At 60.2% G+C, this 25806-nt stretch carries 21 protein-coding genes; 18 read left to right on the top strand and 3 right to left on the bottom strand.

All coding sequences use genetic code 11. The features are described from left to right. Positions 1-11: 11 nt before the first annotated feature. On the bottom strand, positions 12-887 hold the full coding sequence (locus HF684_RS14605) for a glycerophosphodiester phosphodiesterase (RefSeq protein WP_248278964.1): 876 nt from the start codon (positions 885-887) through the stop codon (positions 12-14). Positions 888-1035: 148 nt separating this feature from the next. Here HF684_RS14605 and HF684_RS14600 point away from each other — a divergent pair, with 148 nt between their 5' ends. Then, on the top strand, positions 1036-2925 hold the full coding sequence (locus HF684_RS14600) for a glycosyltransferase (protein WP_169253054.1): 1890 nt from the start codon (positions 1036-1038) through the stop codon (positions 2923-2925). Here HF684_RS14600 and HF684_RS14595 read toward each other — a convergent pair. Continuing rightward, positions 2909-4039 carry a magnesium and cobalt transport protein CorA gene (locus tag HF684_RS14595; protein ID WP_169253053.1) on the bottom strand — a complete coding sequence of 377 codons (1131 nt, stop codon included), beginning with the start codon at positions 4037-4039 and terminating at the stop codon, positions 2909-2911. The two genes, HF684_RS14600 and HF684_RS14595, sit on opposite strands and share 17 nt — an antisense overlap. Positions 4040-4331: 292 nt before the next feature. On the opposite strand from HF684_RS14595, the gene HF684_RS14590 reads away from it, so the two are divergent. From HF684_RS14590 to HF684_RS14535, 12 genes are all read left to right on the top strand, one after another. Continuing rightward, positions 4332-5525, top strand: a complete 1194-nt coding sequence (locus HF684_RS14590) for a dicarboxylate/amino acid:cation symporter (RefSeq protein WP_248279222.1) — start codon at positions 4332-4334, stop codon at positions 5523-5525. Between the two features lie 53 nt (positions 5526-5578). Then, positions 5579-5758: an aldo/keto reductase gene (locus HF684_RS14585; protein ID WP_169253051.1), complete on the top strand. Its 180-nt coding sequence runs from the start codon at positions 5579-5581 to the stop codon at positions 5756-5758. Between the two features lie 13 nt (positions 5759-5771). Beyond that, entirely contained in the window at positions 5772-5996 is a 225-nt protein-coding gene (locus tag HF684_RS14580; protein WP_169253050.1) for a DUF2795 domain-containing protein, read from the top strand. Between the two features lie 60 nt (positions 5997-6056). Further along, entirely contained in the window at positions 6057-6440 is a 384-nt protein-coding gene (locus HF684_RS14575) for a DUF2267 domain-containing protein (RefSeq protein WP_169253049.1), read from the top strand. A gap of 191 nt (positions 6441-6631) precedes the next feature. After that, the gene (locus HF684_RS14570; RefSeq protein WP_169253048.1) at positions 6632-6931 is read left to right on the top strand and encodes a hypothetical protein; all 300 of its coding nucleotides are present in this window, start codon (positions 6632-6634) and stop codon (positions 6929-6931) included. 168 nt (positions 6932-7099) lie between these two features. Beyond that, a complete protein-coding gene (locus HF684_RS14565; protein ID WP_169253047.1) occupies positions 7100-8368 on the top strand; it encodes a CDP-glycerol glycerophosphotransferase family protein in 1269 nt (422 codons plus the stop codon). Between the two features lie 103 nt (positions 8369-8471). Beyond that, the gene (tagD, locus tag HF684_RS14560) at positions 8472-8861 is read left to right on the top strand and encodes a glycerol-3-phosphate cytidylyltransferase (protein ID WP_025779216.1); all 390 of its coding nucleotides are present in this window, start codon (positions 8472-8474) and stop codon (positions 8859-8861) included. A 43-nt stretch (positions 8862-8904) separates the two neighbouring features. Further along, on the top strand, positions 8905-9756 hold the full coding sequence (locus HF684_RS14555; RefSeq protein WP_169253046.1) for a CDP-alcohol phosphatidyltransferase family protein: 852 nt from the start codon (positions 8905-8907) through the stop codon (positions 9754-9756). Further along, positions 9753-10676, top strand: coding sequence for a glycosyltransferase (locus tag HF684_RS14550; protein ID WP_025779220.1), 924 nt, complete (start codon positions 9753-9755; stop codon positions 10674-10676). Before HF684_RS14555 ends, HF684_RS14550 begins: the two co-directional genes overlap by 4 nt. A gap of 161 nt (positions 10677-10837) precedes the next feature. After that, complete coding sequence (locus HF684_RS14545; RefSeq protein WP_282433906.1) at positions 10838-12955, top strand: acyltransferase family protein; 2118 nt, start codon at positions 10838-10840, stop codon at positions 12953-12955. 107 nt (positions 12956-13062) lie between these two features. Then, positions 13063-15720 carry a hypothetical protein gene (locus tag HF684_RS14540; RefSeq protein ID WP_169253044.1) on the top strand — a complete coding sequence of 886 codons (2658 nt, stop codon included), beginning with the start codon at positions 13063-13065 and terminating at the stop codon, positions 15718-15720. Next, the gene (locus HF684_RS14535; protein ID WP_169253043.1) at positions 15639-17666 is read left to right on the top strand and encodes a glycosyltransferase; all 2028 of its coding nucleotides are present in this window, start codon (positions 15639-15641) and stop codon (positions 17664-17666) included. Before HF684_RS14540 ends, HF684_RS14535 begins: the two co-directional genes overlap by 82 nt. A 54-nt stretch (positions 17667-17720) precedes the next feature. On the opposite strand, the gene HF684_RS14530 is transcribed toward HF684_RS14535, so the two are convergent. Further along, complete coding sequence (locus HF684_RS14530; RefSeq protein WP_248278963.1) at positions 17721-19013, bottom strand: CDP-glycerol glycerophosphotransferase family protein; 1293 nt, start codon at positions 19011-19013, stop codon at positions 17721-17723. Between the two features lie 293 nt (positions 19014-19306). Between HF684_RS14530 and HF684_RS14525 the strand changes: the two genes are divergently transcribed. The 5 genes from HF684_RS14525 to HF684_RS14505 all read left to right on the top strand — a co-directional run bounded on the left by HF684_RS14525 (position 19307) and on the right by HF684_RS14505 (position 25773). Then, positions 19307-21043, top strand: a complete 1737-nt coding sequence (locus tag HF684_RS14525; protein WP_248278962.1) for a CDP-glycerol glycerophosphotransferase family protein — start codon at positions 19307-19309, stop codon at positions 21041-21043. Continuing rightward, the gene (locus HF684_RS14520) at positions 21025-21747 is read left to right on the top strand and encodes an IspD/TarI family cytidylyltransferase (protein ID WP_166822634.1); all 723 of its coding nucleotides are present in this window, start codon (positions 21025-21027) and stop codon (positions 21745-21747) included. The genes HF684_RS14525 and HF684_RS14520 overlap by 19 nt, the downstream gene beginning before the upstream one ends. Next, positions 21737-22846, top strand: coding sequence for an NAD-dependent epimerase/dehydratase family protein (locus HF684_RS14515; protein WP_169253041.1), 1110 nt, complete (start codon positions 21737-21739; stop codon positions 22844-22846). The genes HF684_RS14520 and HF684_RS14515 overlap by 11 nt, the downstream gene beginning before the upstream one ends. 101 nt (positions 22847-22947) lie before the next feature. Then, the gene (locus HF684_RS14510; RefSeq protein WP_169253040.1) at positions 22948-24381 is read left to right on the top strand and encodes a polysaccharide pyruvyl transferase family protein; all 1434 of its coding nucleotides are present in this window, start codon (positions 22948-22950) and stop codon (positions 24379-24381) included. Between the two features lie 30 nt (positions 24382-24411). Then, positions 24412-25773, top strand: a complete 1362-nt coding sequence (locus HF684_RS14505) for a polysaccharide pyruvyl transferase family protein (RefSeq protein WP_169253039.1) — start codon at positions 24412-24414, stop codon at positions 25771-25773. The last annotated feature ends 33 nt before the right edge of the window (positions 25774-25806 follow it).

Raw genomic sequence — 25806 nt, 5'->3', positions numbered from 1 at the left:
GGTCGAGGGACTCAGTTCGTCCAGGCGTCGTCGGTGAAGTAGCCGTCGATGAATCCGGGAAGTCGGTGCCCGTCCTTCGCGGTCTCGAGCGTATAGGGAGCGACGTGGAACCCGGCCTTGTCGAGCTCGCGCATCATGTTCGTCGGCAGGTTCTTGCTCGGCCCGACCCATTCGATTCCGGCGTCCCTGATCTCGGCCGGTGATTCCTTCGGCATGGTCGACCCCATGAGGTAGAGCGAGGTGTAGCCGCGGTCGGCGATCGCCTTCGCCGCGTCGAAGTCGAAGGACTGGACGACGAGGGAGTCCTTGAGTCCGCGTTCGTCGAATTCGTCGAGGACGCGGTCGACCTCGTCGGGGGTGGCTCCGGGCTTGATCTCGGGCACCATGACGACCTCGCCGCCCATTTCGTCGAGGAGCTCGTCGAGGGTGACGGTGGCGGCTTCTTCTCCGCCGGTCGGATGCTTGATGGTGGCCGAGTCCCATTCCTCACGGCTGAGGTCCCGGATGGGGCCGGTCACACCGTTGAGGGTGCGGTCGGCGGTGTCGTCGTGGATGAGGACGGGGGTGCCGTCTGCGAGGAACTGGATGTCCATCTCGGGGAGGAATCCGTCCTTCGCCGAGGCGGTGAATCCTTCCATGGATTCTTCCGGGTAGACGTCGGCGCCGCCTCGGTGAGAGATCGTGGTCGGGAAGTCGAGGTCGGCGACCTTGTCAGGGGCGGTGAAATCGCCTGCGGAGCCGAGTCCCGGAGCGTCACCGGCGGAGCCGAGCCCGGTGGCCGCCGCCGGGGCGAGGCCGACGCCGACGGTGGCCGAGGCTGCGAGAACCGCAGCGGCGAGAATCGTGAACGGACGGGTGCGTGTGGTTTTCGCTGTGTGTGTTTTCACGTCCGCGACGCTACGAAGCGCAGGTGATCGAGGAGCGAAGCCGCCGTGAACGTCATCGGCAGAGTGGACGAACGGGTGGGAAATGGAGGCCCGCGCCGCAGTGGCGTGTCGGCGATTGCCGCTGGCGTTTCCGGCCTATATTTCTGTAGTGAACGTCATTCCCGCAGCGAAGTCCGCGCACTCTCATCCCCACCGCTTTCCCCACCGCGGCATTCTTCCCGAGGGGCGTTATTACACCCTGACCTGGGGCATCACCGACGACTTCGGCGGTATGACCACGGTGTCCCTCGAACGCAGCTCGGCCTTCGCCCGCCTCGACAACAGGACCGTCGAGATCCTCACCCTGAGCCCCGAACTCAAAGGGCGCGACCGACAACGGGAACTCCGCGCGGCCGGCCGCATCGACCGTCGTGTGAAGGTGCGCAACCTGTGGCAGGAGCTCACCGCGTGGTCCGATCGAAAGCTGCGGCGCATGGTCGGCACGCTCGACCTCGACCCTGCGGCCGCCGACGATGTGCTGAAGCGGACCGGGCGGGAATGGTCTGAGCAGAGGAACGATGCTGACGGTCGGCTGCTCCAAGTCGATCGCTACCATGATCGTGGGCACCTGCTCGTCGTCGACCGTCAGGACGTGAAGAAGCGAGGTCGCCGCGGCGGACGCCTGATCACTCTGTTCGATCGTGAGCAGACGATCATTGCGCAGTGGGCGACAGCCCGGGAGTTCTACCAGGCCTGGCTCGACGTGGTGATCGGGACGAAACCGTCATACCTCATCTGTGACTCAGCATTCGTCGGAAATTTCATCCACGGATATCGCCGCGAGAACATCATTCTCTGCCAAGTCGTGCATAATCACCATCTCAATTCGCCGCACGTCGACGGTGACGGTGAGCTCTCGGCAGAGAAGTTCGGCTTCCTCCGGAACCTCGATGCCTTCGACCTGGTCACGACTCTCACCGACGTTCAGAGGCACGATATGAACGAGCTGGAGCTGTCGGCCGGCAAGATCAGCACGGTATCGAACCTCACACACCAGCTCAACGGCGACCCGGCAGCATCCCGGCCTCGCGGCACAGGCGCGATGATCGCTCGACTCGTGCCCCAGAAGAGGGTCGAAGGCGCCATCGAGGCGATCGCAAGGATCTCGGATGCCGAGTCCGCGGTGACTCTGGACGTCTATGGCGACGGTGAGGACCGGGCAATGCTGACCGACCTCATCGCTGACCGCGACCTTGCCGAGCGTGTCCGCCTCCACGGTCACGTCTCCGGCGCAAAATCGGCGTTCCACACGAGTTCATTCAGCGTGCTCACCAGCCGCTACGAAGGCCAAGGGCTGGTCGTGCTCGAAAGCATGTCGGCCGGATGCATCCCCATCTGCTACGCGGTGGAATACGGGCCGGCCGACATCATCGACCATGGCGTCAACGGATTCCTTGTTCCGCCCGGCGATGTTGCGGCGCTGTCGGACACCATTGCGACATTCCTGACCATGCCGGAAGCCGAGGTGAAGGCGATGCGACGGAACGCGATCGATCGTGCGGCCGACTTCGCTGCGCCCGCGATCGTCGACAGATGGGGGCAGGTGCTGAGCAGACAGCGTTTCACTCCCATACGCGAATTCTCCGAGCTGAAAGCGGAACTGCTGGACGCCCGGGTGACCGGCGACGGCATCGACCTGTCCGTGGCACTGTCAGGGATGAGAACCATCGAACCGGTCGATGTGTACGTTTCATGGACGTCTCGAGTGGGAAGTCACTATGGGAGAGTGCGAGCGAGCTGGGGTGAGCGCACTGCCTCGGCCACGATCCCGCCGGAAGCATGGGGCGATGGAGTCACCGGCTATCTGGATCTCTTCGTCGACGTCGCCGCCGGTCGCGGCTTCGGTCGGGCACGGATCTCCAGCCGGGATGACGCCATCGGCAACCGCACTCAGCGGATTCGGCTGTACACGACCAAGCACGGCAATCTCAGCGGCCACGTGCTCGACGTCGAGGCAGACTCGGCCGTGAACACGCCCGAACTCACATCCACTTCTTGACGCGGAATACCACATAGAGCACGACGCCCAGCCCGAGCATGAGCCCCAGCGCCATCGGGTAGCCGAAGGCCCAATGGAGTTCGGGCATATCGTCGAAGTTCATACCGTAGATCGCTCCGACGAGGGTGGGCGCGAAGAGGATCGCCGCCCACCCGGAGATCTTCTTCATGTCCTCGTTCTGCCGCTGGGCGACGAGGGTGGAGTTGACGTTGAGGATCTGCGACAGGGACTCTCGCAGCTCGCCCGCCTCGGCGAGAACCCGGGTGAGGTGGTCGGTGACGTCATCGAGATAGGCGCGCAGCTCATCGGGGATCGCGTACTTGGCTGCACCATTGCCCAGTGCCTGCGTCAGGCGATTGAGGTGGGTCGAATTGTGGAGGACATCGATGACCTCTTGGCTGAGGAGGTAGATGCGCGCGGCTGCGGCGGTGTCCCCGCTGAACACCTGACGTTCGATTCCGTCCTTGTCATCCTGCAGTCCGTCGAGGACGGGGAAGTACCCATCGACGGCGGTATCGAGGAGGCGGTAGATGAGAGCCTCGGGGCCGAGGGCGAGCAGCTCGCGGTCTTTCGTCCAGCTGCGTTTCTCGTTCGTGAAGTACTCCTGGATTCCATCTGTGTCCGGCGGAATCGGAGTGCCGTCGATGAACCGGTCTCCCTGGCAGATGATGATGAGCGCGTCGTCCTTCATCAGCAGGTGGAATTCGTTGAATTCGACTTCCTCCTTCGCGTCGATGTAGACCGCCGATTTGAGGACGACGAAGAGCACATCACCGTAGCGTTCGACCTTGGCCCGCTGGTTCGCGTGGAAAAGGTCATCGACGAGAACCGGATGCAGGTCCCACGCCGAGGCGACCTCCGCGAACAGTCCGGGAGCGGGTCTGGGGATGACGATCTGCGTGATCGAACCGGGAACGGACGAGCCGGAGCCGTCCGGGTCATGTGCAGACAGCGCGTCGGCGAAGGACCGGACGACGTTCATCTCCCGCGGTTCGCTGTCGATGATGCGGCGGCTGAACAGCGCCGGTGCCTCGGCGGACTTCGCTGCTGACCCCACCGCCGGTCGCTTGCGCAGTGACGGTCGTTCGGGCTTGTCTCTGCGGACTCTTGCCATTGTGCTCCCTTTCCTCTGACAGCTCCTCAACGGTACTGCACACCTATGTCGGCCTCAGGACGCAGCAAGTGGGAGGCGAAATACTTTATCGTCGAATTCTCAGACCGGGTGCGGTGCCTGCGCCAAATCTCTGACTGCGCCCGTGCGCAGATGGGGTTAGAGTGGCAACCGGTCGGCATCGTCGCGGACCGAAGCCCATCACGAGGAGCATGAGAGCACGGAGCCGTAGACCATGCCACGAATATTCCTCCGCCTTTGGCGCCGCTACCGGGATACAGCACTCTTCTTGAAGATGACGGCCGGGTTCGTCCTCGGACTCATCGTTGCCTTCGTCTTCGGAGAGAAGGCGCAGGTGCTGTCACCGATCGGTGACATCCTGCTCAACCTCCTCCAGCTGATCGTCATCCCGATCATCATGGTGACGCTGATCGACGCGGTCAACAGCACGCGCCCCGGAAACCTCGTCAGGGTCGCCTTCAAGACCTTCGCCTTCTACATCCTCACGACGATCGCCGCCGTCGTCATCAGTCTGTCCCTGGCCCTTCTGGTCAAACCGGGGACCGGTCTCCAGCGCCCTGAGAAGGGCGCAGAGACACCCGAGGCCCCCTCATTCGTCGACCAGCTCGTCGGCATATTCCCCGAGAACATCTTCAAGGCTCTGGTCGACGGCAACATCCTCGCTCTGATCTTCGTGGCCATGGTCGTCGGCCTCACGATGGCAGGTATGCGCCGCTCGTCCGATTCGACGATCTCCGGCTTCGGGAAGCTCGTGTACGACCTCGTACTTGCGGCCAAGGAGATGACGTTCCGCATCCTTCGAGGGATACTCCAATTTGCGCCGTTCGGCATCGCAGCTCTGGTGGCGAGCGATATCGGCAGCCAAGGAATCGATGCCCTGGCGGCCCTGGGCAAACTGACCGGCGTCGTCTATGCCGGTCTGGCAGCGCAGATCCTCCTCGTCTATATTCCTCTGCTGCTGCTCAATCGGATTCCGGTCGGCGGATTCTTCCGCGTCGCCGGTGCGCCGATGGCCACGGCGTTCACGACTCAGAGCAGCTCAGGGACGATCCCTGTGTCGCTGGAGGCGACGAGGAAAGCAAATATCCGCCAAGAGGTCGCAGGCTTCGTCATCCCATTGGGTGCAACCATCAACATGGACGGGGCGGTCATCCGTCTGGGGGCGTCGGTGGTGCTGGCTGCCAATATCGTCGGCCATGACATGTCCGTGCTCGAACTCGGCGCGATCGTCCTCACGGCCACGTTCGTCTCGATCGGCACCGCAGGAGTCCCCGGCGCCGGGCTCATCGGATTGACGATCCTGCTGCAGCAAGCCGGTCTCCCGCTCGAGACAGTCGCTCTGGTCGCCGGTGTCGACGTTCTGCTCGGAATGGGGGCGACGATGATCAATATCACCGGCGACCTCGTCGGAGTCCACCTCATCGACAAGAGCGAGAGGCGGATCAGCGAGGGCAGCCGAGGATTGTAGCCCTTTCACTCGAATCACGGGAGGGGTAGCGAAGGCTCCGTCATTCTGGAAGCGTGAGGGCACAGTCCGCACACGTGCTCACCCGACGATACGGCGAGGCCCTGGGCCGTGGAGTGAACTGCATCGATACAGCCAACCTCTACTCGGCCGGGGACGCGGAAAGAGTCCTCGGCGAGATCATGGGCGACAAACGCGATGAAGTCATCCTCACCTCAGATACGAATCACAGATGAAGGAGAAACACCGATGACCACACGTGACGAACTTCGTGCAGAGAAGGCCCTGCAGGGGATGGAATTCCCCGCTTCGAAGACCGAGCTCATCGACTATGCAACCGAACGCTCGGCGACGGCGAAGACGCTTCAGGCTCTGCGGGTTCTGCCGGATCGGCAGTTCGAGAACAAGGACGATGTCGTCGAGGCAGTGCCGCAGGAGCCCGAAGGCGACGCACCCGGAGGTGTGCACCGATGAGATCGGCCAGCGCACTGACGAAGTAACAGAAGACAGCGAATCGGAAGAAGGTGTTTGAATATGCGCAGTGATGAGTTCCTCAACCACGTCACCGAGATCGGCGGACCCAGCGATCCGGAAAGTGCTGCCGTCGTAACTCGGACGGTATTGGATAACCTCGGGAAACAGCTCAAAGGCGGAGAGGCGGCCGATCTGGCCGCCCAGCTTCCTGCCGAACTGCAGGAGCCGCTCCAACGGCACGGTTCGGAAGCCCCGCTGACCGACGACGTCGATGATTTCCTCCGGCGTCTGGCTGACCAGCTGGGCGAGGGGGTCGATCCTGAAACCGCCCGTGTCTATGCGCGTGCGGTGCTCTCGACGCTTGACGCCGCGGTCTCAGAGGGCGAGGTCGACGATCTCCGCTCACAGCTGCCCGCGGGCTTCGCACCGCTGTTCGAAGCCTGATCTCTGCTTCGCCCCTCACTCTGGTGAAGGCACGGTCTTCGCCGGAGTGAGGGGCGATCTGTCTCCGGCGTGATGGCCGCCTATGAAGCCGCCGCCGCCAACACCGGCGAGACGAACGAATCACAGGGCCCAGTGGCAGCGCACAGCGGGCGGACTCCATCCGATTTGTCGAGGGCTGCGAATACGTGAGTATGGACAGGGGCATTCAGTCTAGAGGGGCGAAGCTGGCCGAGGTGATCGACTACTGGAAGCTGTCCCTCGACGGAGTCTGGCTGCACAGCGTCAGCTTGGGCAGTGAACTGAGCGAGTTGGAAATCGATGCCTATCTACACGGAGTCTTCGGACTCTCCGGCCATCAGCACGACATCATTGCGCAAGCCGTCAACGAACTCATCGACATGCTGCCGGATCCGCCTCGGGCCTCCTTCAGCAGCGAACCCGACCTCGACGAGGTTGAGCCTCTCGCTCCGGATGACGACTTCGGGGCGTAGCTCTCACTCTGAGGCCTCGTCGGGTTGCGACTGTGAGACAGGGCTCTGCTCTATACGCCCGGTGCAGACAAGCCGCACGGTCTGGGCTGATCGTGCGGCTGACCGCAATCAAGCCGGGGTGCAGGCGGATTTCAGGAGGAGCACATGTAGGTATGCACAATAGTTGGCATGACCTTCCTACCGGCAGATCTGCCGCATACCGCAGTCCGTGGTGCCTCTTTTGCGCAGTCAGTAGCCAAGCTCGCCGCGCGGAGACTGCGTGAACGCGTTCGTGAGTCTCGGTTGCCCGAGGACTTCAACCCGCAGGATGACGACGCGTTCGTTGTGGCCGCGTACTTCGCCGGGGACCTCAGCTCGGTCTACCAACTCGAACAGTGGATGTGGCCGTTCGAACAGCTCGAGTCCCGACTGAAAGACCTCGGCTACGGGGATCGTCCCTTCGGCATCATCGTTCGGAATTCGCTCGTCGCCAGACACCTCAAGGGCGTCACCCCATTTCCCGTCCGCTTCTCACGCCTGACGAAAGGACTCGACGAATTCATGCAGTCACCGAGTCTGCGGGCCGTGTTCTATGTCAATCAGGGCACAAGCAACTTTCAGGCCCTGCGCTATCCCGAACCAGCTCATGTGCACCTCAGCCATGGCGAGAGCGAGAAGATCTCGATGATCTCCAATCAGCTCAAGGGCTACGACTACGTATTCACGGCCGGGCAGGCGGCACGAGAGCGGATCGAGCAGACTCTGTACGGCATGAGCGATGATCGCATGTTCGACGTAGGGCGGCCCCAACTGGATCGTCCGCGATCGGTTCCGCCCGAATGGGAAGAGTTCAAGGCCGAAAACACCGACGGCAAGGCGGTCTTCTATGCCCCGACGTGGGAAGGCGACTCTCCGTCGATGGCATATGGAACCATCGCCTACAACGGGGAGGAGATCGTCACCTCACTGCTCGACGCCGGGTACCGTGTGATCTTCCGACCCCATCCGCGGACGGGGGTGATGCGCCACGAGTTCGAAAAGGCAGTGGAGAACGTTGCGGAGATCGTCGAAGCCGATCCACGAGGATTCCTCGATGAGAGTCCGGACGTGTCGTGGCAGCTGGATGAGGCCGACCTGGCCGTGGTCGAGATGACATCGGTGGCCTTCGACTGGCTCGCGTCCGGCAAACCGCTGGTGATGGTCAAGCCCCAGCAGCCGGAAGCAGAAGTGCTCGAGGGAGGTCTGCTCGACCGTTGTCCGGCCGTGGATCCGGCGAGTCGGGAAGGTGTCGTCGGCCTCATCGACGAAGCCGTCTCTCGAACCGGCTCGGTCGCCGAACTGGCTCAGTTCTATCTGGGCGACACCGCGGCGGGAGCGCAGACCGCTCGCTTCATCCGATCGAGCGAAAAAGTGATCAGCAACCGGTCCGCAGAACGCCGCTTGAAGCACCGCGAGTGAGCCGTGTAACACTTCCTTAACCGGAAGTAACAAAATGATAAACTAGCGCGGAACTTATTCTGCGGCTCACGAGGTGAGCTTCGACCTCTGAACGGAATCAGTCATGAAACGAGTCATCACGTACGGAACATTCGACCTGCTCCATTACGGGCATATTCGACTGCTCCAACGTTGCAAAGACCAGGGAGACTACCTGGTCGTTGCGCTCTCGAGCGACGAATTCAACGCCGGCAAGGGAAAGAAGTCGTACTTCTCCTATGAAGAGCGCAAGCACATGCTCGAAGCCATCCGCTACGTCGATCTCGTCGTTCCCGAAGATAACTGGGAGCAGAAGTCGACTGACGTCGACAAGTACCACATCGACACCTTTGTCATGGGCGATGACTGGACAGGGGAATTCGACTTCCTCAAGGACAAGTGCGAAGTCGTCTATCTGCCGCGGACTCCTGAGATCTCGACGACGCGGATCAAGAGTGAGCTGGGCAAGTCCTGACTGCACTGGCGGGGACCCCGCGCTATCGTGACTGGACATCATCATGGATCTGAGAGGAACGGACGTGCCCGGAAAGCCTTCGGCGAACCATCCGACGCTGTCGGAGCTTCGGGCCAAGGCGCAGCCGCCGGAAGTCCGCAGCCGGAAGAATGCCGAGCATTGGACGGCGCAGCTCTACCTCCGCCATATCTCGATCTACTTCACGATGCTCCTCGTGCGCACGAGGATCAGCGCCAATGGAGTCACCGGCCTGATGATCCTGGCCGGATGGTGCATCGCTGCGAGTCTGCTCATTCCCGGAATCTGGGGAGCGGTCCTCGCTGTGTTCTTCTCACAGGTACAGATGTACATCGACTGCTGCGACGGTGAGGTCGCACGGTGGCGGGGAACCAGCGGAGCGAAAGGCGTATTCCTCGACAAAGTCGGTCATTACACGACTGAAGGTCTGGTGGCGGTCGCACTCGGCGTGCGGGCCGTGGGGGAGTGGAATGCCCTCATCGACGACCCTGCGGGTTCGTATCCGTTCCTGCTTGCCGGGACCGTCCTGGCCGGATTGGTGCTGCTGAACAAAGCACTCAACGACATGGTCCATGTCTCCCGCGCCTTCAACGGACTCGACAAGCTCGCCGACTCGAAGGAAGCGACAGCGCTCCACCCGGGTGCCATCGCCACGCTCAAACGGATGGCGCGTTTCGTTCCGTTCCACCGCATCTTCCATTCGGTCGAGATGTCTCTGATGGCATTGGCCTCGAGCATCGTCACTGCGATTGCCGTATCGGCCGGTGCCGACCCGCTGTTCGGGGAGCGCTGGCTCATCCTCATCATGGCACCGCTGTGCCTGCTCTCGGTCATCGGCCATTTCCTGTCGATCATGGCGTCGAGGAGGCTGTCATGAGCGAATCCTCGCGCATACTCTCTCAGCACTTCGACGACAATCGACGCTACACGTTCGGGGTCGTGGTTCTCAGCCAGGGAAAGCGGTTGGAGGACCTCAACCGCGGATTCGAGTCGCTGCTCGCACAGAAAGGCGTCGACCTCGACATCGTCTGTGTGGGCAACGGGTGGGAGCCGGAAGGCATCCCGGGCCAGGTCAAGAAACTGGGACTGCCGGAGAATCTCGGCATCCCGGCCGGGCGCAATGCAGGCGTCCCCCATGTCGACGGTGAGTTCCTGTTCTTCCTCGACGATGACGCATGGTTGCCGGATGACACTTCGCTCATGCGCATGGCCCAGCTGATGCGCACCAAGCCGCAGATCGGTCTGATTCAGCCGAGGGTCGAAGAACCTGGCGGGCCGGACGCGCCGAAACGGTGGATTCCCAGACTCAAGAAGGGAAGCGCCGACCACTCATCGAATGTGTTCTCCGTGTGGGAGGGCGCAGTCTGCATGCAGCGTCGGGCATTCGACGAGTGCGGTGGATGGCCGGCACCGTTCTGGTACGCGCATGAGGGCATCGAACTCGCCTGGCGAGTCTGGGATGCCGGCTACATCGTCTGGTATATGGGCGACCTCGCCGTCGCCCACCCGGTGATCGACCCGAGACGCCATGATGAATACTTCTACATGAACGCGAGGAACCGTGTCTGGCTGGCCAGGCGCAACCTGCCCTGGCCCTTCAGCTGGGCCTATGTGGGCTCCTGGACATTGATGCAGTTCATCAAGTGGGCCAACAAGCCTCACCAGCTCAAAGCGTGGATGGAAGGGTGGCGCGCCGGATGGCGTCTCGACCCGTGGGGTCAAGACGAAGACAGGCAGAAACTGTCGAGGAGGGGCGTTCTTCGAATGTCCCGGCACGGCCGGCCGCCGATCGTGTGACGTCACGCCGCCATGGCGAACGATGTGCGTCATGACAGCAGAAATCAGACCGGGGAGTCCCCGGAGAGCATGCTGTCGGCTGCGCACGACGGAAATGAGCAATGACAGCGACCGCAGTCGGGTCCGAACCAACCGACTGAGAAACCAAGTGGAGCCTTTTGATGCAGTCGACAGCAACCGTTGCTGAGAACTCCCAGCGAAGTACTCCTCCCCAACCCTCGGGTTTTCGTTCCGATATCCAGGGGCTTCGAGCACTGGCTGTGGGCATCGTGCTCCTCTACCACCTGTGGCCCGACCGCTTCGTCGGCGGGTTCGTCGGAGTGGACGTCTTCTTCGTCATCTCCGGCTTCCTCATCACCAGCCACCTCATCAAGTCCCCTCCGCGCAGCTGGGGCGATGTGGCAAAGTTCTGGGCGCGACGAGTCCGGCGACTGCTGCCGGCGTCACTGCTCGTCCTCTTCCTCGTCGGAATCGCAACCTTCCTCGTTGCTCCACAATCTGTCTGGGCCGATACCGGACGCCAGATCCTCTCCGCAGGGCTCTACGTCGTCAACTGGGACTTCGCCGTATCCAGCGTCGACTACCTGGCTGCGGACAATGCTCCGTCGCCGGTCCAGCATTTCTGGTCACTGTCCGTCGAGGAACAGTTCTACTTCGTCTGGCCGATGATCATCGGTCTGGCGTTCCTCGCCGGGACGAAGCTCGGCCGATCCAAGAAGATCGTCGGTTTCACCGTTCTCGGAATCTTCCTCGCCTCACTCATCTTCTCCATCGTCTACACGGCCGACGAACCGGCGATGGCCTACTTCATCACCCCGACCAGGATGTGGGAGCTGGCCATGGGCGGGCTGGTTGCCGTCTTCGTCATCTACGTTCGACCTGAGCGCCTCCCGTTCAGCTCTCTGCTCGGGTGGGTCGGACTCGCCGGAATTGTGGCAGCCACCTTCCTCATCCGCGCAGACATGCCGTTCCCCGGCTACATTGCGCTGGTCCCGGTCCTCTCGACGGCACTCGTCATCCTCGCTGACTCGCGCGGCCGGACCTCCGTGCTTCCGCTGCTGTCATTGCGGCCCGTTCGTTTCCTCGGCGATATCTCGTACTCCGTCTATCTCTGGCATTGGCCCCTCATCGTTCTCGTGCCCTATCTTTCGGCCAAGCTCGGACGCTCGGAGAGCCTCGGCGTACTGGACAATATCGCGATCATTCTGGTCTCGATCATTGCCGCGTGGGCGTCGACGACGTGGGTCGAGAACCGGTTCCGCAAGTCGTCGTTCTTCAGCAGTTCGAAGAAGACCTTTGCGTTTGCGGCAGTTGCCATGGCTCTCGTCGCGGCTCTGGGGCTCAGCCAGATGGTCGTCGCCAACACCATCGTCGAGCAGAACGAGGACAAGCTGCAGGCCCAGCTGGATGACCCCGATTCCTGTCTCGGCGCAGGCATTCTCCTTCCCGATGCAGAGGACAACCCCAACTGCGAAGACAAGGATTCGCTGCAGATGGAACCCGCTGCGGCGAAGAAGGACAAGTCAAAGGCCTATGCCGATGGCTGTTGGGCCAGCGCACCATATGCGAGCAAACCGGAATGCACCTACGGAGACGGGTCGAAGCATGTCGCACTCGTCGGAAACTCGCATGCCGGACATTGGCTGCCGACGCTCGAGAGATTGGCCGACGAGCATGATCTGACGATCACCACGTTCCTCGCCTCGAACTGCAGCATTTCGACCCTGCCTCAGGACCTGTCGACGCCGGAGGAAACAAAGGGATGTCAGGACTACGCCGATTGGGTCTCGAAGAGAACGACCGAAGGCGGCTTCGACGCAGTGATCACCTCGGAACGGCAGTCCACGCCGCTGGAAGGCATGGACTGGGAAGAGACCGAGAAGAAGGCACCCGCAGGGCACCATGAGATCCTGCAGCGCTGGGTCGATGCTGATTTGGACGTTGTGGTCATTCGGGACACCCCATACCCCGGTGGAGCCGATATCACCGTGCCGGATTGCGTCGCCAAGCATGAAGACGACCTCGAGCAGTGCTCCGGAACCCCGGAGTCTTGGCATTGGATGGACCCGCTGGCCGCCTCGGCGAGGAGTATGGACTCGAAGCGGCTGTCGATCATCTACCCGCAGGACTGGTTCTGCCCTGAGGGGCGCTGCGAGCCGGTCATCGGCGGAGTCATCACCTATTTCGATACCGCCCATATCACTGCGACCTATGCGCAGACGCTTGCCCCGCAATTCGACGCGAGCCTGCGCAGAACAGGACTCGGCACCTTCGACTGAGACTGCTGCGGTTCATCGAACTGACAGTCAAGTCGGATACCGTGTGCCTGATTGCCCTGACCGCCGACTGCTACGAACGACCGATACCTCTGCAAAGGACTGAACGAGTGACCACTGGACGAAACGCCGCCGACAGATACTTCAGCAAGGGACGAGAACTGGTCAAACCCGTCGTCCACGGAATCGCCCGACGTGCCCTGCCTGTGGTGGAACGAGCATCGGGGACGAAGTACGTGCGCGAACGAGCCGCCGGAGGGCCCGGAGCTGGGAAGTCTGTCGGATCGGCGAAGACGATCGCGACGGACACCGCTCGCGCGTATCGAAAGCTGGCCTCAGGACTGAGAGGCAAGACAGCCGAAGACACGGACGGCTGGACGGTTGCGCCCTCGACCCGAGAGGTCGACGCAAAATCACGCCAACTGGCACAGGTCAAGGCTCACGCGACGCTCTCGGAAGCTCTGGCACAGGGTGAGGCTCTCGGGGAATCGGCGGTCGACGGGGGACGGGTTCTCGTTGCAGAAGGACACCTGGCGGAGGCTGCGTCCATCGGTCTGAATCTCCGCAGCCGTGCGTCGACCGAAGAAGCCGGCAGGGTGATCCTCGGAATGGCATATCAGCGGTCATCGGACCCGGAAGTGTCGTGGGCAGAATTTGCGAAGATCGACGACCGCGACATCATCGTCGCCGCCGCCGAAGAGTACTTCCCTACTGCGATCGACACCCTCGGGCAGGAAGCCCTGCCGCTGCTCGACCGCTCGAATGACGCAGGCGAAACCGACCGTTGGAGCGACAAGGCAGTGCTGCGCACCGCTGAATCGGCCTTCTGCATCGGAGCCTTCGACCATGTGCGCACCCTCATCGGATCACGCCTCGAGAGGCCGTCGGACCAGATCGATACGGCGGTGCACTACGAGCTCAACCGCATGCTCGATTGGCTTCCAGGTGGAAAGCACCTCGAGCCTCTCCCGACCACACCGGGCAAACGCAACTTCGGTGTGCTCAGTTATGACCAGCCGGGGATCCGGTCCCGCAACATCGGCGACTACATCCAGACGATTGCCTCCATCGGCCACCTGCTGCGCTACGAAAACCTCAGCTTCTCGGGCGACGCGGGCCTGACCGAACTGTTCACAAAGCTCCGCACGACGGTCAAAGACGAACGAAAGTACGCAGGCCCTGAGGCTGAACTCAACCTCGTCGAGGTCTACAGGGACGGCAACGTCTATCAGGACATTCCGGAAGACACCTGGTACATCGCCTTCGGGTGGTACATGCACGACATCTTCGGCAAGTCGTTCAACATTCCGTTCCACCCGAACCTGCGGCCGATTCTGCTCTCCGTCTTCGTCCGCTACCCGGAGATGCTCACCCCCGATGCCATCGCCTACCTGAAGAAGTACGGTCCGGTCGGGTGCCGTGACTGGCAGTCGGTCGCCGTGCTCAGAGCCGTCGGTGTTCCGGCATTCTTCTCCGGGTGCCTCACCACGACGGTCGATACCCTGTTTCCTGCTCCGTCGGCTGACCGGCGGTCCGGCACGGTGCGAATCGACTGGACCAAGGGCGGAAAAGGGCCGAAGAAGAAACAGACGGTCACCGCGATCCGCGACAAGACCTTCCCGGAGAACCTGGAACTGGCCCGCAACTGGGTCGCCGACTACGCCTACAAGTACAAGCGAGTTCTCACCTCGCGACTGCATGCGAACCTGCCCGCGCGGTCGGTGGGCGCCGAGGTCGAATTCGAACCGAAGAACAAATCGGATTCACGATTCGGCGGGCTGATCGGCATCGATGAAACCGAGTTCGACGCCATTCGGGACGGGATCTTGGACAAACTCTCAGTGGTCCTGCCGCTCATCGCGACGGGTGCATCCGATGACGAGATCTACTCGAAGTGGGTCGAGATCACTGCCGATGACATGGCTGCGGCCGATGAGTATCTCGCGACTGCCACGCTGCCGAGCGCAGAGAGCACAACCATTTCCGCCGCCGTGAACACGACCGACCGACCGGTTCCAGAAGAACAGGTCACAGACGTCTTCATGACCGTCGAGAAGGGCGAAGAGTCTCTGGTTGCAACGGCCATCAGGTCCATCGACGCCCACGCCTCCGGCCGGTATCGCATCTGGCTGCCGTCCGGAGCAGTGAGCGCGGAAGCCGCCGATGAGATCCAGGCACAGCTGTCGCTCGGCACAGTCGGGAGATTGGGACCGGTGTCCTATGCTGACATCGCGAACGAGAATGACCTAGTGCAGGCGCTGCTTCCGGTGCTGTTCCCCGACCATGAGCGCCTCGTCGTCGTTCCCTCAGCCGGCGAGTTCTCTGCCGACATCGTCGAGCTTTCGAGGGCCGAACTCGGGAGCACATTGCTCGCCGCGAAACATGATGTGAGGAAGAACCGCTCCAGCGGTCTCACGCTGATGAGGAGGATCGCGAGCTCATTCGGCGACGATCATGTCGGCGCACTCAACTTCGTCTTCGCAAGTCATGTCGGCCTCACCGAGGACTTCGTTCCCTTCGACCCGCAGACTGCGGTCCTCAACCTCAGCGGAATGCGCAACGAAGGCCTCGTCAACAAGATCATCGGTCTGATGCAGGAGCTCAAACTCAGTTACGTTGACGCAATGCAGACGATCGTCGGCGGACGGTACTCCGACATCGGCGACGAGTGGAACGTCCGAGCCCAGTGGGAGACGTCGGACAGCCCCAAGATCGTCAACTGGCGGCGCCAGACACGCTACTTCGGTCGCATGACACTGACACGTTGATCAGTGCCGCTGAGACCGCCGCACGAGAAGAGCTGAGAAGGATGCCACCAGTGAGTTTCATGGCTCGACGTACGCATGACGTCAACGACAAGACTCAGGTCCAGAACGAGCCCGACCAGAAACTCGGGACCGATGAAGTGCACGTCTACAACGTCCTGTGGTGGATCCCCGAATCGATGGGCGGAATGACGACTGCGGCACTCCGCCGGATTCGGAGCTTTCAGAAATTCGGCAGGCCGCTGTCGCAGACCATCCTGACGTTCAGCCCTCGAATGGACACAGACGAGATTCGAGATCGTTTGGTCTCGTCGGGACGTATGAGTGACGACGTCGAGCTGGTGAACATCTGGCAGGACCTGCGGAAAAGATCTGAGCACGAACTTGCGCAGCTCGAAGGCGAACGGCCGCGGAACCCGATTCCGGACATCGACGGTGAAATCGAGAACATCACTGCCTTCTATGATGTCGTCCGAAATGCGCGCAGCGGCAAGATCATCCGCCGCAACTATTTCCGGGAAGACGGTAGCCTGCTGGTCGCGGACGTCCGGGATCCGAAACTGGGCAGAAGATTCATCCTCCATTCTCCGAACGGAACGCCGATGGCGGAATGGCGACGCCCGCGAGATTTCTACAACGCCTGGATCAAGGCAGCTGTGAATCAGGAACCCGCTGTCGTCATCGTCGATGACAAAAAGGTCAGCGAGTTCATCCACGAGATCTCGGCTCGGAGGTTCGCACTCATCTTGTTCCTCCACGGGACTCACCTGCGCTATCCGTGGAATGGCAATCACGGCCAGGTGCTGCCCCGCAGACTAGACACCGTACGCAATTTGGACCGCTTCGACGTGGTCGGTGTGCAGACAGGTCAGCAGGCGGAGGCCGTTCGAGCTCGCGGATTCACTGAAGACAACATCAGGCTTCTGACCGGCGAGCTGCCGGCCGGATCGGTGCTGACTGAGGCTGCGGAAGAACGGTCGATGGGTAAGGCCGTGATGATCGCCAACCTCATTGAGCTCAAACGCGTGGACCATCCGATTCGGGCAGTCGCGAAACTGCGGGACCGCGGCATTGACGTCTCTCTGACGATCCTGGGGGAGGGGCCCGAACGGCCCAAACTGGAGAAGCTCATCGACGCTCTTGACGTTCGTGATCGAGTGGAGCTGCCCGGCTATGTCAATGATGTCTCAGACAGGTTGAAATCGGCCTCATTCTCCATGCTGACGAGCACCAGCGAAGGATTGCCGTTGTCGATGATGGAATCGATGGGCGCCGGCTGCATTCCGATCGTCTACGACATCACATATGGCCCGCGCGACCTGATCGAACAGGGACAGAACGGATTCATCACTTCGCGGAACGATGTCGACGCACTGGCCGATCAGATCGAGGAGTTTCTCTCTCTGGGCGCGGAATCTGTTGCGGCGATGCGCAGTTCTGCCTTGGACACGGTTGAGCACTATCTGCCGGAGGCCGGATACCGGCGCTGGAAGTCAGCCATCGAGGAACTGCCTGCCGCACACGTGCATGATGACCGCATCGAGACGTCGGGTGCCCCTGTCGAGGTGAAACGCGCCAAGTGCGAGGCTTTGCCGGATGGGTGCCGCATCGAACTCGAACTCGCTCATCTCCACACAGAGGTCATCGAAAGACTGGAGCTGGTCGTCTCCGCGCGCGAGGTCAATACATTCTTCGTCTGCGGAAACTCATCGACCTCAACCCGTCGGTTCGGCCGGCGACATGTGGCGACTTTCGACGTGGATTTTGAACGCTTCTCCGAGTCTCCCAATGAGACCTTCGATGTCTATCTGCGACTGCCTCGCGATCTGTGGACGACGAAGCGGAGGATTCGCCTGCCGAGGATGCGCAGTGCAATGCAGACTGGGACGTGGGAATGGTACTCCACGAAGCATGGGAACCTCTCGGTACGTCCCTTGAGAACCCCGTAGGGCCGGTGTACGAAAGCAGGACATCACCAACGAGTGATGTCCTGCACCGGATGATCACTCGCGGTCGGATTCGTCCTCGGATTCAGCATTGATGCTGTCGTCGGAATGGAAGTGCTCCAGATCGGCAGCACGAGCGGAGATCAGGTTCGAGACCGCGTCGGTGAAGAGGACAGTCGACGTCCCCTTTCCCCCCTCGCCGAAGTAGTGTCGACGAAGGTCGAGCCGAGCTTCGGCCGCTGAGTCCTCAGACAGCATCTCCTGGAACATCTGCTCCAGGCTGCCGACCGTCGAACGGTCGATGATCGGAGTGGCACGGCTGATCGGTGCGTCTGCGTTGAGAGCAGCCGAGTCGTTCCGGCGATCAGTCAGCACGAGCGGCTTCTCCGGATGCAGGTAGAGGAAGTCGAGTCCGACACTGGAGATATCGGTGATGAGCAGGTCGACAGTATCGAACATGGCGAGGATATCGCCCTGCATCAGCACCTGATGCTGCATGGATTCGTCCGAGATCGATTCATTGGCCGCCTCGAGGAGAGCGAAGATCTGAGTGTTCGCCTCAGTCATCGCCGGGTCGTTGGATGTCTCGACACGCGGGTGCGGTTTGTAGATCACTCGGGTATTGGGAATCTGCAGCACGGCTTCGATGATCTGCGGTCCGAACAGGTCGACCGACGTGTAGTTGTTGGACTCGTTCTCACCCTCCCACGTGGGCGCATACATGAAGGTCCGTGCAACAGAGGGTTCGAGTTCCAGAGGTCGCTCGATGTCGAGCTGAGGCCGTCCGATCTTGACGAGAGAGGTCTCGTCGAAATCGATGAGCGCTCTGCGGTGCCGTTCAATTGCGGCATCACCGGCGACGAACACTTTGTCATAGGACTTGGCCTGGTTCGAGACCATGCTCAGTTTGTCTGACTCGCCGTGATTGACGTGCACGTGCACCATCGGTGCGAATGCCAGCGATTGGAAGTTCGTCATCCCGTTGTTGACGTAGAGAGCCAATTTGAAGTTGTTGGCGTGGTAGAAGGTGTGCAACGGGTCGAATCGACGTTTGAACACCACCGGGAGATGAGTGGTCTCGAGTGTACGAAGCAGGGCAGAGCCTTTACGCATGACCAAGACGACCCTATGGGTTTTGTGGAGTTCTTCGAGCACGGGAATCCACTGCTCAAGCTGATAGAACTTCGAGCTCCGATCGCCAAAGTAGACCACCACCTCGGCCTTCACGTAGCTGCCGTCGTATTCGTCCTCGAGTCGGTTCCACCTTTCGGTGCCCCTGATCCACTTGCTTGTGTTCTTCCAGGCCCTTGATTGCAGTGCGCTGCGAGCGATTGAACGGACGGGGTTCATCACGGGTCGAACTCCTCGTGGTCTCATGGTCTCGGAAGTGTTGGTGGGACACCTTGGGCACGGCCCACGCTCCCGAGTAAGAATAGCCCCTCGGCCTCAACATCGAGCTCAGGTTCTCTGCTTCCGTCTGCTTGACAGCCGCCGTGTCGGAGAGTTTCAGCGGCTCCAATGACAACTGCTAGGCTAACTACGTTAACCAAAGGTAAATGAGAAATGTCGGTTGTGTGTAGCCGGTTCGGTAAGGGGAATCTGTGGTAGACGATCTGACAATTGAAGGAATCTCGTGGGAACGTGTGATTCTGACATTTGTCGTCAGGTTTCCCGGCGGTGCTCCCGACTCGTTCTTTCTGACCCCCAACTCCAGGCCGTATGAGGTCGAGCTGCCCATTCGTGCTGAGCCGCTGGGCGATGAGCGTTTTCGACTGACCATCAACGTCACGCAGTTCAACCGTCGGGCCCAGGTTCCGAACGGAACCTACTATCTCGTCGCTCGACGCGGGGAGGTTGTCTACCCGGCCTCATATCCGCTTGGACGGGCCGACGAGCTGGGCGATGCCTCACGCGCGTTCGTCTACAACAAGAATTTCTCCGCCTACACAGTCACCTTCGGCATCTCCGATGACGAAGCCGCGCCATTCTTCCTTATGCGCACCTACTCCTTCGGGCGCTCGGGAAAGAAGCCGTCGTCGACAGTGGCCCGATTGAAGTCGAAAGCCAAAAAGAAGTGGACGTCGACCAAGCGCAGGGCACTGCGGAGCGTCTTCGCCCTGTCATCGTTCCGGCGGCCCACCGATGGCAGCAATATCCTCTTCGCGTCTGAAGCTCGTCCGAACATGCAGGGGAACCTCAAAGCAGTCCACGACCGCATGCTCGAACGCGGACTCGATTCCGACTTCAACTTCGGCTACTCGTTCCGCACGGGTCGGACGAGTAGTCGTCAAAGCGCATTCGCCCTCGCCTGGGAGATGGGCAAGGCGAACACCATCCTCATCGACGACTACTTCGCCATTCTCAAAGACCTGGGGAACCGAGACGAGCAGAAGATCATCCAGCTCTGGCACGCCGGCAGCGGCTTCAAGTCCGTGGGGTACAGCCGTTTCGGTCAGTACGGCTCGCCGAATCTTCGCAACGCTCACCGCCTGTACTCGTATGCGATCTGCGGTTCTCAGCATCTGCGAGACGTCTATAGCGAAGCCTTCGGAATCGAGCGGGAAGCCGTCATCGCCACGGGCCTTCCACGTATCGATGGGTTCTTGCGTGATGGCCGTGCAGAGGAGGTGCTCGTCGACTTCGACGAGCAGTTCCCCCTGGCGAATGGCAAGCGGAAGATCCTCTTCGCCCCTACGTTCCGCGGGCGCGGTTCTGGGGATGCACACTACGACTACGACCAGATCGATTTCCGTGAACTCTACGAATCATGTGGACCCGATACGGTCATCCTGTTCCGCCAGCATCACTTCGTTCCGGATCCCGCCCCGATTCCCCCGGAGTTCGCAGATCGACTGATCGATGTCGCGTCGTACCCGGATACCAACGATCTGATGTTGATCTCCGATGTGCTCATCACGGACTATTCCTCTGTCATCTACGAATACGCGCTTCTTGAGCGTCCGATGATCTTCTTCGCCTATGACCTCGATACGTATTCGGCGACTCGCGGAATGCACAAGGACTATCGGGAAGCGGCACCAGGAAGCATTGCCACGACCTTCGATCAGCTGGTCGAACTCATCCGCATGCCTGAGTTGAGCAATGCGATGACGAAGGAATTCGTCAAAGAGAACTTCGACTATGTCGATACTCACAACTCGGATCGAGTCATCGACTCGTTGATCCTCAGCGAGCCTGTCAGCGGATTCGAATCGGCAGACTCAGCGGTCGGTGACGAGCTCTCCAACCGCGTGGGTGAGGAAGATCCTGGAGCACCCGGTCAAGAGGATCAGCTCAACGAGCCCACAGACGATTACACCGACAGCGGCGATAAGAACGAAGCAGAGGACGAGGAGAACCAATGGCAAACATCGCAGTAGTCTTCGCTGGGGGCGTCGGCGCCCGAATGGCGCACAGTTCCCGTCCCAAGCAGTTCCTTGAGATCCACGGCCGTCCGGTGATCGTGCACACTCTCGACGTATTCGAGCAGCACCCGGAGATCGATGCAATCGCTGTGGCTATCCTGCCTCAGTATCGGGAGCACCTCGAGAGGCTCGTGAAACGATACGAACTGACCAAGGTGAAATGGATCGTCGACGGCGGATCCACCGGACAGGAGTCACGGCATAACGCGCTCAAAGTCGTTGCCGAACACCACGATCCGGACAGCATCGTGCTCATCCACGACGGTGTTCGTCCTCTGATCGACGCTGACCTCGTTTCCCGGAACATCGAGAGCGCGCGTGAGTTCGGTTCGGCCGTCACCTGCACAAAGATGACTGAGACGGTTGTCGTCGAAGAAGGATCGGGAATCAAAGAAGTCATTCCCCGCGACCCGTTGTGGACAGCTCAGGCTCCTCAGACATTCCCCCTCAAAGATGTCTTGGCGGGCTATGATCGTGCGGTCGCTGAAGGCGAGAATGATTCCATTGATACATGCACACTGATGAACGGCTTCGGGTATCAGGTTCATCGGGTTGAGGGTCCACGGACGAACATCAAGATCACCACTGCCTCGGACTACTACGTCTGCCGCACATTCCTCACCCTGATCGAAGACAGGGAGGCCTTCGGTGGCGAGTGAGGACCAGGCGGTCACTGCCTCGGCGGATGCCACTGACGTCGTTCTCTTCGACGCCCCAGCCTTCACCCAGGACGTCGCACGCATTGCCGCGACCAGACTGCCGTGGGAAAAATACCGGAACGCCGAGATCCTCGTGACTGGCGCGTCCGGCATGATCCCGATGTATATCGTTGGGTCGCTGTTGGCTGCAAACGATGCGCATGATCTCGGGCTTCGCGTTGCGGGAATGGTGCGGAACAGGACGAAGGCTGAAAAGCGATTCGGCACCGCGCTCGAACGCTCTGACTTCGCTCTGCTGTCCGGTGACGTCATCGACAAGCAGAGGTTCGAGCGGAAGTTCTCTACAGTCTTCCACGGTGCTTCACCGGCTCGTCCGAGTCTTCACAAGTCATCGCCGGTCACCACTCTGAAGTCGAACGCGTTGGGAACGATCAACCTCCTTGACTCGCTGGTCGAGTCGGGAGGGGAGTCTTTTGTTCTTCTGTCCTCGTCGGAGGTTTACGGCGCGATCCAGGGCAGCGAACTCATCCGCGAAGATGACGAAGGGACTCTGCAGCATTTCGCGCCGCGGGCAAGCTATTCGGAAGGCAAGCGAATCGCCGAGACTGCGCTTGCTGCGTATGCGGATGAGTTCGGTATCCGATGCCTCAGCCTCCGGTTCGGTCACATCTACGGCCCGGGTATGGCCCTTGACGACGGCCGTGTGCAGGCGGATTTCCTGGCTGATGTCGTTCGCGGCCGCAATGTGCGGATGATGAGCGCCGGAGCGGCGACGCGGACATACACGTACGTCGCGGACGCCGTGGAAGGACTGTTCTTCGCCCACCTGCGTGGTGAAGAGCAGGTCTACAACGTCGCCGATCCTGCCGGGAACATCAGCATCCGTGAACTGGCAGAGACCTTCGCTTCTGCACGTCCAGAGAAGAACCTCTCCCTGGATTTCGTCAACCCTGAGGACGGACGGTCATTTTCGCCAGTCGCGTCTCTCGGCTTGGACGCTGCAAAGCTCACGGGTCTTGGTTGGGACGCGGGAACATCGCTTGCCGACGGCGTTTCCCGGACAGTTCAGACGTTTGAAGATGGCCCAGTCATCGTCTGAGTTAGAAGACGCGATACTTGTTACACTCACCAACCGGCCCGACGTGCCACAATCTCGGTAACGGCGTTGATCGTTGCATTGATGAGGAGACCTGAACGACTATGAGCCCCACCAGAATTCTTCTGCTGACAAACCGTGATTCTGACAATGTCGGAGATCAGATCATCGAAGCCTCCGTCATCTCCATCATCAAAGGCGTATTGAAGAACCTCGGATACAGCTCAGATGAATTCACGATCTCCAGCAGGGCTGCGGGAATCATTTCGAAGAAGTACATGAAGACCGAGGATCCAGAACTGCTTCAGGCCGCACGCAAAGCGATCTCGGAGTCGGACCTCATCATCTTCGGTGGTGCGCCGCTCTTCAACTACGCGTACCAGAACTTCTACCTGCGAACGATTGTCACCCTTGAGCTCGCGCAGGAATATGGAGTGCCGGTTCTCTTCTCCAGCATCGGCGTCGAGAAGTTTGACGCTGAGAACCCAAAGAGCCAGGCACTGCAGCGTGCTCTTCAGTTGCCGGTCGTCAAGCAGATCACTTCTCGGGATGACATCGATTCCGTGCGCCGCTACGTTGAAGGCACTGAGATCCCGACCGCTCACGTTGCTGATCCAGCCGTCCTTGCCGACATCGTTTATCGAGAGAAGGCCGAACAGAAAGCTGGCCCAGCACCGACTCCCTCGGCCAAAGTCCGGGCCAAACGCAAGATCAGGCGGATCATCAATCGACTCCTTGCGGAAGAAAGCGACAAGAAGGCCGTGGCTCCGGCGCCACAGAAGCCTAACGGCTCTATTGCCGGCGCTAGTTCCAAAGCGGGCGAGACAGCTGCCCCCAAACGCAAATGCATCGGCCTCGTTGTCACCCGCGGAGGCATATTCGCGGACAACGGAATCAAATTCACGGGCAAGGACCAGAGAGAGTTCTGGTTGGACACGATTGCCAAGTTGACTGAACTCGGTTACGACTATCGCGTATTCACCACGGGCCACTTTACTGACGAAGTATTCCTCGATAACCTCGTCAAGAACGGTGGCGTGCCAGGTGGCAAAGCTGCGGTGAACGTGAACTCGCCTGATGAGCTTATGAATGAATTGCGGAAGTGCGACGGTGTCATCGCATACCGTCTGCACGCGAGCATCACATCGTTCGCGATGGGGATCCCCTCGATCGGTCTGTCTTGGAACTTCAAAGTTCCCTACTTCTACGAGTCGGTGGGATACGGCCACCGAGCGCTCCCACCTGAACGGTGGAGTGCAGACGTAGTCGTACCTGCGATCGAGGCTGCCATGGCTGATGGAATTGAAAAGGACAAAGAGTTCCTCAAGAGTGTCTATGACACGCTCTTCACAGGTATACGCAGTGTAGTTTCTCCCGATAGTTCGGCGGCACCGTATACCTTCGACGAACTCTGGCATAACATGCCCAGACAGGCTGCTACAAGTCCGAAAGCGTATCAGGAGAAGGTCAATCGGAAGCTCCGCCGGACGTATGAGAGCTATCAGCGTTTGTCAGCGAAGGCCAAGTCACCCAACTGACGGGCAGTGATCGGAAGCAGGGAAGCATCAGTGGACTCCTTCGAAATTCTTGTCCTGACGAATAGGGACTCCGACAACGTCGGTGATCAGATCATCGAGGCCTCAGTGATCAGCTTGCTGAAGACAGTGGCTGTGAACCTCGGGTTGAAGCCTGAGAAGGTTGTTATCAGAAGCCGAGCGGCGAGTCTGATCAGCCGCAAGTACATTTCGACCCTAGACGAATCTCTGCTCGAGCCGGCGAGACGAGCGATATCGCGTGCGGACGTTGTCATCTTCGGTGGTGCTCCGCTTTTCAACTACCGCTATCAGACGTTCTACCTTCGGACGATCCGGACTGTTGAGATTGCTGCAGAATACGACGTGCCTGTGTTGTTCTCAAGCATCGGCATTGAGCCCTACTCGGCTGAGAACCCTCGATCTCAACAGCTGAAGAAAGCTTTGGCACTGTCGGTCGTCAAACAGATCACCACCCGGGATGACCTTGAGTCAGCAAAGCGCTATGTCGAAGGCACAGATATTTCTACGGCGTTGGTTTCTGACCCTGCAGTATTCGCCGATACTGTCCTGGGAATTGAATCCCGGGTCGGACCATCGTCCGAGACCAAGGCAAGACGGCGCATCGGGTTGGTGGTGACTCGCGCTGGCATCTTCAAAGACAACGGCATCGATTTCGATGAAGCAGCCCAACGTCGATTCTGGCTCGACGTGATTGCTGACCTAGAAGCGCGCGGAGACGACTATCATCTCTTCACCACAGGTCACTTCACGGATGAGATCTTTCTCGACTCGTTGGTCCGTCATCATGGGGTCTCAGGCAAGAAGGCGACCGTCATTGTGAACTCTCCTGAGGAGCTGGTCGCAGAGCTGGAACAGTGCGACGGAGTCATTGCCTATCGACTGCATGCGAGCATCACATCATTTGCTCTTGGCATTCCGTCGATCGGCCTGAATTGGAATTTCAAAGTGCCGGATTTCTACCGCTCCATGGGCTATCCAGAACGCGCGCTTGACCATTCTGACTGGAACTCCAAAACTGTGCTTCTCGCGCTCGATACCGCAATGAGCGAAGGTGTCACCAAGGATCCGGAAACGCTCATGACTGTGTATCGAACTCTGTTCGCCGGGCTGAAAGGTATCGTCGCTCCTGATTCGCAGGCGGAGCCGTTCACAATTGGCAAACTCCGCGAAAGGATGCCGCGTTATCAAGGGACTTCGCGCAAGCAATATCAAGAAAAAGTCCGACGTAAGCTGCGCCGGTCTTACGAGTTCTATCAGCGGCGAATAGGTGTGGACGTGGCCAAATCCTCGACGGTGGCCGAAAAGAGTAAGAGTCTCGGTAGCGTCGCGGCGCGAGCTTTGCGAAAGCTGCGCGCACGCCACTCTCGGTCCTGAGTGTGAAAACTGTTGAATCGCTTTATTCGCAGT

Origin of the sequence: Brevibacterium sp. 'Marine' (genome assembly GCF_012844365.1) — a bacterium.
Taxonomy (GTDB): Bacteria; Actinomycetota; Actinomycetes; order Actinomycetales; family Brevibacteriaceae; genus Brevibacterium.
Note: the sequence above shows the minus strand (reverse complement) of the source record. Positions and strands in the feature narration are given on the sequence as shown.